Here is a 7218-nt window from a genome sequence, read left to right on the forward strand (position 1 = left end):
TTTTGACAACCATCTCCCTTCCCCCTCGAGGGGGAAGGGAGATGGTTGTCAAAATTCCAGCCTTGAAGCGGAGCCTTTCCGCTCCGATAGTCTTTAGCGGATCAGCGGTCCTGCCGACCGCCGGAGGAACTCATGGCTGGATTCTCGCCCCGTCTCGCGGCCGTCGCCGCTGTCGTCGTCCTGACCCCCGCCGTGGCGGGTTGCGGCTACAACACCATTCCGACCAAGCAGGAACGGGCCGAGGCGGCCTGGGCCGACGTCCAGAGCCAGTATCAGCGCCGGGCCGACCTGGTGCCGAACCTGGTCGCCACGGTTCAGGGCGCGGCCATTCAGGAACGCACCACCCTGACCCAGGTGATCGAGGCCCGCGCCAAGGCCACCAGCATCAACGTCGACGCCTCCAGCCTCAGCGACCCCGCCGCCTTCCAGCAATACCAACAGGCGCAGGGTGAGCTGTCGTCCGCCCTGTCGCGGCTGCTGGTGACGGTCGAGGCCTATCCCCAGCTTCAGGCCAACCAGAACTTCCTGACCCTGCAATCCCAGCTGGAAGGCACCGAGAACCGCATCGCCGTGGCGCGCCGCGACTACAATGAGGCCGTGCGCGACTACAACACGACCTTGCGCACCTTCCCCACCGTCATCTGGGCCAAGACACTGCATGGCGGCTCCAAGCCCATGCAGCTGTTCACGGCCACCGCCGAGGCCCAGAGCGCCCCGACCGTCAACTTCAACCTCGGCGTCCCCGGCGCCCAGCCGGGTGGCGGCGCGCCGGCGACGACGCCAGGCGCTGCGCCCGGTTCCACACCGCCTGCCGCAGCCCCGGCGCCGGCGGCGTAGTCAGCCCGACATGACCCCTTCAGCCCTCGGCCTGAGTGACAAACGAGCGCCGGGTCTGATCCCGGCGCTGCTGCTCGGTCTCGCCCTGTGGCTGGCGGCCCTGCCCGCCCTCTCCGCCGAGATCAAGTTTCCGACGCTGACGGGCCGGGTCGTCGATGACGCCCAACTGCTGACCCCGGAACAGGAACAGGCCCTGACCGGCAAACTGGCCTCGCTGGAACAGCAGACCGGGGATCAACTGGTCGTCGTCACCGTGTCCTCGTTACAGGATCAGGAAATCGAGGACTTCGGCTATCAGCTGGGTCGCCACTGGGGCATCGGTCAGAAGGAAAACGACGGCGGCGCCCTGCTGATCGTTGCGCCGAACGAACGCAAGGTGCGCATCGAGGTCGGCTATGGGCTGGAGGGCGTCCTGACCGACGCCTATTCCTCCATGATCATCCGAGACGACATCCTGCCCGCCTTCCGCACCGGCGACTACGCGGCCGGCATCATCGCCGGGACCGACGCCGTCATCGCCCAGTTGACCGCCGATCCGGCCGAGGCCCAAGCCCGCGCGGCCGAGGCGAAAAGCGCGGCGAGCGAGCGCGAGGCGCCGATCCTGCCGGCCCTGATCATCTTCCTGATCTTCTTCTTCCTGTTCGTCAGCCTGGTCGGGGCGGCGGCGGGCGGCAAACGTCGACGCGGCGGCAAGGGCGGCGACGGCCTGACCCCTATCCTGATCTGGGCCGCCAGCGAGGCGCTGAAGAACCAGGGTCGCGGCGGCGGACGCGGCGGCTGGGGCGGCGCTTCGGGGGGATGGTGATGCAGTTCACACAACAGGATCACGCCCGCGTCTCAGAGGCCATCGCCCGCGCCGAGGAAAACACCTCCGGCGAGATCTTCTGCGTCGTGGCGCGACAGGTGTCCTCCTATCGCGACGTCAGCCTGGCGTGGGCGGCGGCGGCAGCTCTTCTGCTGCCCCTGGCCCTGATCCCGCTCGGCTTCGGCGCCCACTGGCTGCCCGGTCTGCCTGGTCTTTGGGGCGCCGAATGGCAGGCCGCCCACGCCGCCGCGCGCGAGGTCGAGATCGGACAGACCCTGGCCGCCTACGCCCTGGTGCAGGCGGCGGTCTTCCTCGGCGTCTTCCTGCTGACCCTGATCCCGGCGGTGAAGCGCCTGCTGACCCCCGCCCCCTTGCGCCGCACGCGCGTGCGCCGCGCCGCCATGCAGCAGTTCCTGGCCCATGGCCTCCACGTCACCGAAGCCCGCACCGGGGTCCTGATCTTCGCCGCCCTGGCCGATCATCAGGTCGAGGTCATCGCCGACGAAGGCATCCACGCCTGCGTCAGTCCCGAGGTCTGGGCCGACGCGGTCGCCGCCCTCACCGAAGGTCTGCGCCGCAATCAGCCGGTCGAGGGGATGCAACAGGCCATCGCCCTGTGCGGAAATGTGCTGGCGGAACAGTTTCCGCCGCGATCCGCTGATATCAACGAGGTCCCCGACCGTCTGGTTGTCATCTAGAGCGGATAGACAGGCTGCGGGATCGACCGCGCCGACAAGGACCCATGCCCAGACTCGTCACCTATAATGTGCACCGCTGCGTCGGCGTCGACCGCAAGCTGGACGTGGCGCGCGTCGCCGCCGTGATCGCCGAACTGGAACCGGACATCGTCTGTCTGCAGGAACTGGACGTCGGCCGCGCCCGCACCGACGGCGTCGATCAGGCCAGCGCCATCGCCGAACTTCTGTCGATGAGCTTCCGCTTTCATCCGGCCATGCAGGTCGAGGCGGAGCTGTACGGCGACGCCATCCTGACCCCGCACCCAGAACGCCTGATGCGGGCCGCCGCCCTGCCGACCCTGCCCAACCTGCGCGGGCTGGAACCGCGCGGGGCCCTGTGGTCGGCCATCGACTTCAACGGGACCATCCTGAACGTCTTCAACACCCATTTCGGCCTGGTGCCGCGAGAGCAGAGGATGCAGGCGGCGGCCCTGGTCGGGCCGGACTGGCTGGGCGATCCCCGCTGCACCGGACCCACGCTGCTGACAGGCGACTTCAACGCCACCTCGATCACTCGTCCCTATCAGGCCCTGACGCGACGACTGGCCGACGCCCAGCGCGAACTGGGGCTGAAGCCCTCGGTGAAGACCTTCCCCTCCAGCTTCCCCGCCATCCGCATCGACCACTGCTTCGTCAGCCCGGAGATCAGGGTGACGGGGGCCATGACGCCGCTGCATCCCCTGGCTCGGTCCGCGTCCGATCACCTGCCCCTGGCCATCGACTTCGAGTTCCGGGATCAGCCCGGCGCCTGACCGCCTTCCGAACGGGGCCGGGTGCGGTGCGTCCGGTTCAGCCGTTTCCATGGCCGCCAGGCGTCCATTGACGACATGGGATCGCCCAACTGCCATTCGGCGAACATGCGTTCGACCTGCGAGGGCGGGGTCGATCCCAGCAGGCTCATGCGCTCCGAGCCAAAGGTCATGATGGCCTGCCCCACCGAGCCCATGATGGCCTCGGCCTGAGCGAAGGTGTCGCCCGACACTCCGATAAAGTGCCCCAGTGAGCGCTGACGGAAACGCCGCACCACCTCGCGCCCCTCGTCCGTCGTCGGTTCGACGGCGACGTCGCATTCGGTGTCCAGCCCCTGTGAGCGGTTGTTCAGATTGGTCGAGCCGATCCGCAGCAACTGGTCGTCGATGATGGACACCTTGGCATGGACGATGATGCGGTCGCCCTCCGCCGTCCTGGGACTGAAGGCGCTGAAGCGGTTGTAGGCGTCGGCCTGCTCCAGTCGGTACAGGACCTCGGCGCGGGCTGTGTCCATGGTCAATCCGTCGAACCAGCTGGGGCTACGCCCCGTCGAGATCAGAACGATCTCCGGTCCGTCCGGCTCGGCCAGCCGTTGGGCCAGGGCGGCGGCGATGATCGGCGAGGTGAAATACTGGTTCTCCAGATAGATCAGCCGCTTGGCTCGGCGAATGGATTCCAGATGCAGGGCCTCGTTCTCGCGCACCTCGGGCCGCCCCCGGACGCGCGGTTCTGTGCGGGCGATGCCGACGGGCACGTCGGTCAGGGCCGGCTCGACCCCGTCGGGCCACGGATCGCCCGCCACCTCTTCCGGCACGGTGCGCTCCCACGTTGCGCGATACCAGCGCTCGCGCGCCAGATCGCCCAGCGCCTTGGCCGCCGGGCCGTCCATGACGCACATGACCTCGTGCCGCGGCGCGCTGAACAGGCCCGAGGGCTGGCAGCGGCGCGGGTCGTCGTCCAGATGTTCGGCCGTGTCCCAGCGATCCGTGGCGATGTCCCCGCCCCCGCAGAAGGCGACCTTGTCGTCGATGACGACCACCTTCTGATGGTGACAGGCGCCCAGGATGCCGGGCTGATCGAGGCGGAACTCCACCGTCCGCTTCCTGAACCAGCGCTGCGCCTTGTGGGGATAGAAGCCCTGCGAGGCGGCGATCAGCAGCGGCGACTTCCAGATCAGCAGCCGCACGTCCAGATCGGGCTTTTCGCGCACCAGCATCCGCAGCTGATGACCGATCTCGCCGCGACGGTCGGTCAGAGGGGATTCCGGGTCCAGTCGCGTGCGGGGATCGAACTGCCAGCCCAGGACGACGATCGAAGTTTTCGCCTTTTTCAGCGCCGAGGCCAGGGCGTCGAAATAGGCGTTGTTCTCCATCAACGGCGTGAAACGGTGCGCCGTCGCCACGCGCCAGCAGTCGCGCCCGGGGTCGAGCAGGCTGCCTTCATAGGTGTCGCCCTGGTCGTGCATACGGCCTTAGCTGTCTGATTCTCGTGACGATCCGCCACGCATTCGAGGCTACAGTGACGCTCCGACGGTTTTCGTTCCAAGTCGAGGCCCTACAGCTCCGCTTCATATTGCCGCCTCATTGTAAATCGGCCCTGCGTCTGCCATAAGGCCGACTATGCAAATGCTGCTGGAAATGCTGGCTGGCCTGATTGCGATGCTCGCTGCGGCGGCGTTGTCGCAGTTCGGCGTCGACCTGCACGCCCCGCGCCACGCCGATCGTGAGATCCAGCGCGTGCAGGACTGCAAGGACAAGCCAACCGCCACCATCGCCGTCGCCGCGCCCGGTGACTGCTGATCCGGTCTTTTCAGCGGCGATCATCCCCGATCTTCCCACTGAATCCCTGCGTCCGAGCCTTTGCGCAGCCGGATCGAGCCGCTAGGGTCCAATCCCTCCGCGCGCCCTCGCCGCGTTTCCGGCGAATAGTGATCGAGATCGACGCCCCATGAAGTCCAGCCATCGGCCGCCGCTCAACCTTTCCGACCCGGAACCGGGAGAGGGTCACGACGACTCCGCCCCCGTCGTCGCGCCTGATGACGAGCTGGAGCCCGTGCTCGACGACGCGCTTGAGCTTGAACGCGCGCCTCAGCCCGAGAAGCCGATGTCCGAACGCCGCCGTCGCCGCCTGCTGGAAGAACAGCGCATGGCCGAGGAGCGCGCCGCCGCCCTGCACGCCCAGCCAGCATCCGACCTGCCCCCGTTCGCGATTTCGGCCGATGCGCCGCCCGCCGTCGTCGATGAGACGCCTCCGCCCGCCCCTGTCTCCACCCCGACGACCAGCCGTCGCGCCGCCGTCGCACGTCCCGGCGGCAACGCCTATCTGATCGCCGGCGTGGCCTCGGCCCTGTGGATCGGCGGCGTCGCCTCCTGGTTCGCCTATGAGTTCGGTTCGGGTGCGGTGGCGCTGGAGCCCCTGCGTCTGGCCGTTTACGCCCTGATCGCCCTGGCCCCCGCCGGTCTGGCCATCATGCTGGCCCACGCCGTACGCCAGGGCGCCAACCTGGCCCTCGAGACCCGCCGCGCCCGCGACATGGCCGAGGCCCTGGTCGGCCCGACCGCCCTGGCCGCCCATCAGACGGGTCAGGTGCTGACCGCACTGCGCGGCGACATCGATCAGGCGGCCTTGGCCGCCGAGCGCGCCCGCAACGACATGAGCCTGCTGCGCGAAGCCCTGGTTCAGGAAACCGTCCGCCTCAACGAAGCCGCCGACGGCGCCGGTCGCATGGCCCGCCGTCTGGCCGACCAGTTGGGCCGCGAGCGTGAGCAGATGGGCGCCCTGGGCGTGCAACTGGACAGCCAGGCCGCCGGGGTCGTCGACGCCGTCGAGCGCCAGTCGCGCATGGTGGTGGACGCCTCGGATCTGGCCCAGACCCAGTTGCGCGAAGCCGAGGCCGCCCTGGCCGCCCGCGCCGCCGACCTGGCCGCCGCCGCCAATGAAGCCCAGGACGCCGCACGCGCCGCCGCCGACGACCTGGCCCGCCAGACCCTGCGTCTGGAAACCGCCGGAACCGGCGTCGCCGAACAGATCCAGTCGGTCGAGGAAGGCCTGAGCCAGCAGCGCGCCTCCCTGGTCACCGCCGCCTACGCCCTGCGCACCGATCAGGAAGACTTCTCGGCCCAGATCGAGAGCCAGCGCGCCCAGTTCACCGAGCAGCTGTCCCTGACCCGCAGCGCCGCCAGCGAACTGAACCAGACCAGCGGCGACGTCAGCACCGCTATCAAGGCCCAGATCGAGGCCGCCGCCGATCAGTTCCGCGCGCTTGTGGACCTGTCTCAGCGCGAGGCCGACGGCTTCGACCACGCCACCAAGCTGGCGCTGGACCGCTTCGAGGCCCTGGCCGCCGAGGCCCGCGACCTGCTGGTCGAGGAAACCCGCCGCGCCCTGTCGGCTCTGCAAGCCACCGCCGAGGATCAGCGCGCCGCCGCCGCCGCCGCCATCGAACAGGCTCAGATCCGCGCCGACCGTCTGGGCGAGTCCCTGTTCGACGCCGCCCAGAAAGCAGACGAAGCCGCCGAAGCCCGCATCGACGGCGCCCGCAAGATCGTCAACCAGACCGCCGACATGGTCGATCTGACCGGCGAGAAGGTCATCGAGCGTCTGGAAGGCACCCTGCACCGGATGACCGCCGCCCTGGCTCAGGTCGAGACCGCCGTCGCCGAGATGGACGACCGCGCCAGCCGTCTGCCCGAAGAAGCCGCCGCCCGCGTGGACGCCGTGCGCGCCTCGGTCGAGGACGGTCTGGCCGCCCTGTCTGCCGCGTCCAGAAAGGCTGCGGACGAGACTGAAGCCCTGGAATCCGGCTTTCAGGAGCGGGTTCGCCGCAACTATGAGATGCTGACCGAGGCCGTGCGCGTCATGGGCGTGGTTTCGGGGGACACCGCCGGCGGACGCCGCCGCGAGCCCCTGCTGTCCGCGCCCGTCCCTGAAACGCCGCGCTACAAGGCGCGCCCCATCGAGCCCAAGCTGGAGCCGAAGCCCGCCGCCGAGCGCACCCCCAAGCCAACCGAAGAACGCGGTTTTGGTCTGCGTGGTCGATTGCGGCTGGAGCCGACCGGCGACGACACCCCTCCCCCCGCCGCCCCAGCC

General features: G+C 69.1%; 7 protein-coding genes. 6 read left to right on the forward strand and 1 reads right to left on the reverse strand.

The window, feature by feature from the left end; genetic code table 11:
* Window positions 1-132: 132 nt before the first annotated feature.
* The 4 genes from DXK21_RS03230 to DXK21_RS03245 are packed head-to-tail and all read left to right on the forward strand — an operon-like array spanning window position 133 to window position 3131.
* Window positions 133-837 carry a LemA family protein gene (locus DXK21_RS03230; protein ID WP_114816337.1) on the forward strand — a complete coding sequence of 235 codons (705 nt, stop codon included), beginning with the start codon at window positions 133-135 and terminating at the stop codon, window positions 835-837.
* A gap of 10 nt (window positions 838-847) precedes the next feature.
* Complete coding sequence (locus DXK21_RS03235) at window positions 848-1642, forward strand: TPM domain-containing protein (protein WP_114816338.1); 795 nt, start codon at window positions 848-850, stop codon at window positions 1640-1642.
* On the forward strand, window positions 1642-2340 hold the full coding sequence (locus tag DXK21_RS03240; RefSeq protein ID WP_245945081.1) for a TPM domain-containing protein: 699 nt from the start codon (window positions 1642-1644) through the stop codon (window positions 2338-2340). The genes DXK21_RS03235 and DXK21_RS03240 overlap by 1 nt, the downstream gene beginning before the upstream one ends.
* Before the next feature lie 44 nt (window positions 2341-2384).
* The gene (locus DXK21_RS03245; RefSeq protein WP_114816340.1) at window positions 2385-3131 is read left to right on the forward strand and encodes an endonuclease/exonuclease/phosphatase family protein; all 747 of its coding nucleotides are present in this window, start codon (window positions 2385-2387) and stop codon (window positions 3129-3131) included.
* On the opposite strand, the gene DXK21_RS03250 is transcribed toward DXK21_RS03245, so the two are convergent.
* On the reverse strand, window positions 3116-4594 hold the full coding sequence (locus DXK21_RS03250) for a phospholipase D-like domain-containing protein (RefSeq protein ID WP_114816341.1): 1479 nt from the start codon (window positions 4592-4594) through the stop codon (window positions 3116-3118). The two genes, DXK21_RS03245 and DXK21_RS03250, sit on opposite strands and share 16 nt — an antisense overlap.
* A gap of 154 nt (window positions 4595-4748) precedes the next feature.
* Between DXK21_RS03250 and DXK21_RS03255 the strand changes: the two genes are divergently transcribed.
* Window positions 4749-4928 carry a hypothetical protein gene (locus DXK21_RS03255; RefSeq protein ID WP_114816342.1) on the forward strand — a complete coding sequence of 60 codons (180 nt, stop codon included), beginning with the start codon at window positions 4749-4751 and terminating at the stop codon, window positions 4926-4928.
* A gap of 148 nt (window positions 4929-5076) precedes the next feature.
* On the forward strand, window positions 5077-7218 hold a 2142-nt coding region (locus DXK21_RS03260), incomplete at its 3' end, for a coiled-coil domain-containing protein (RefSeq protein ID WP_114816354.1).

Origin of the sequence: Brevundimonas bullata, assembly GCF_003350205.1 — a bacterium.
GTDB lineage: Bacteria > Pseudomonadota > Alphaproteobacteria > Caulobacterales > Caulobacteraceae > Brevundimonas > Brevundimonas bullata.

Coding starts and splice junctions, on each gene's coding strand:
- DXK21_RS03245 (WP_114816340.1), top strand. CDS start 2,385: ATGCCCAGACTCGTCACCTATAATGTGCACCGCTGCGTCGGCGTCGAC.
- DXK21_RS03235 (WP_114816338.1), top strand. CDS start 848: ATGACCCCTTCAGCCCTCGGCCTGAGTGACAAACGAGCGCCGGGTCTG.
- DXK21_RS03240 (WP_245945081.1), top strand. CDS start 1,642: ATGCAGTTCACACAACAGGATCACGCCCGCGTCTCAGAGGCCATCGCC.
- DXK21_RS03230 (WP_114816337.1), top strand. CDS start 133: ATGGCTGGATTCTCGCCCCGTCTCGCGGCCGTCGCCGCTGTCGTCGTC.
- DXK21_RS03255 (WP_114816342.1), top strand. CDS start 4,749: ATGCAAATGCTGCTGGAAATGCTGGCTGGCCTGATTGCGATGCTCGCT.
- DXK21_RS03250 (WP_114816341.1), bottom strand. CDS start 4,594: ATGCACGACCAGGGCGACACCTATGAAGGCAGCCTGCTCGACCCCGGG.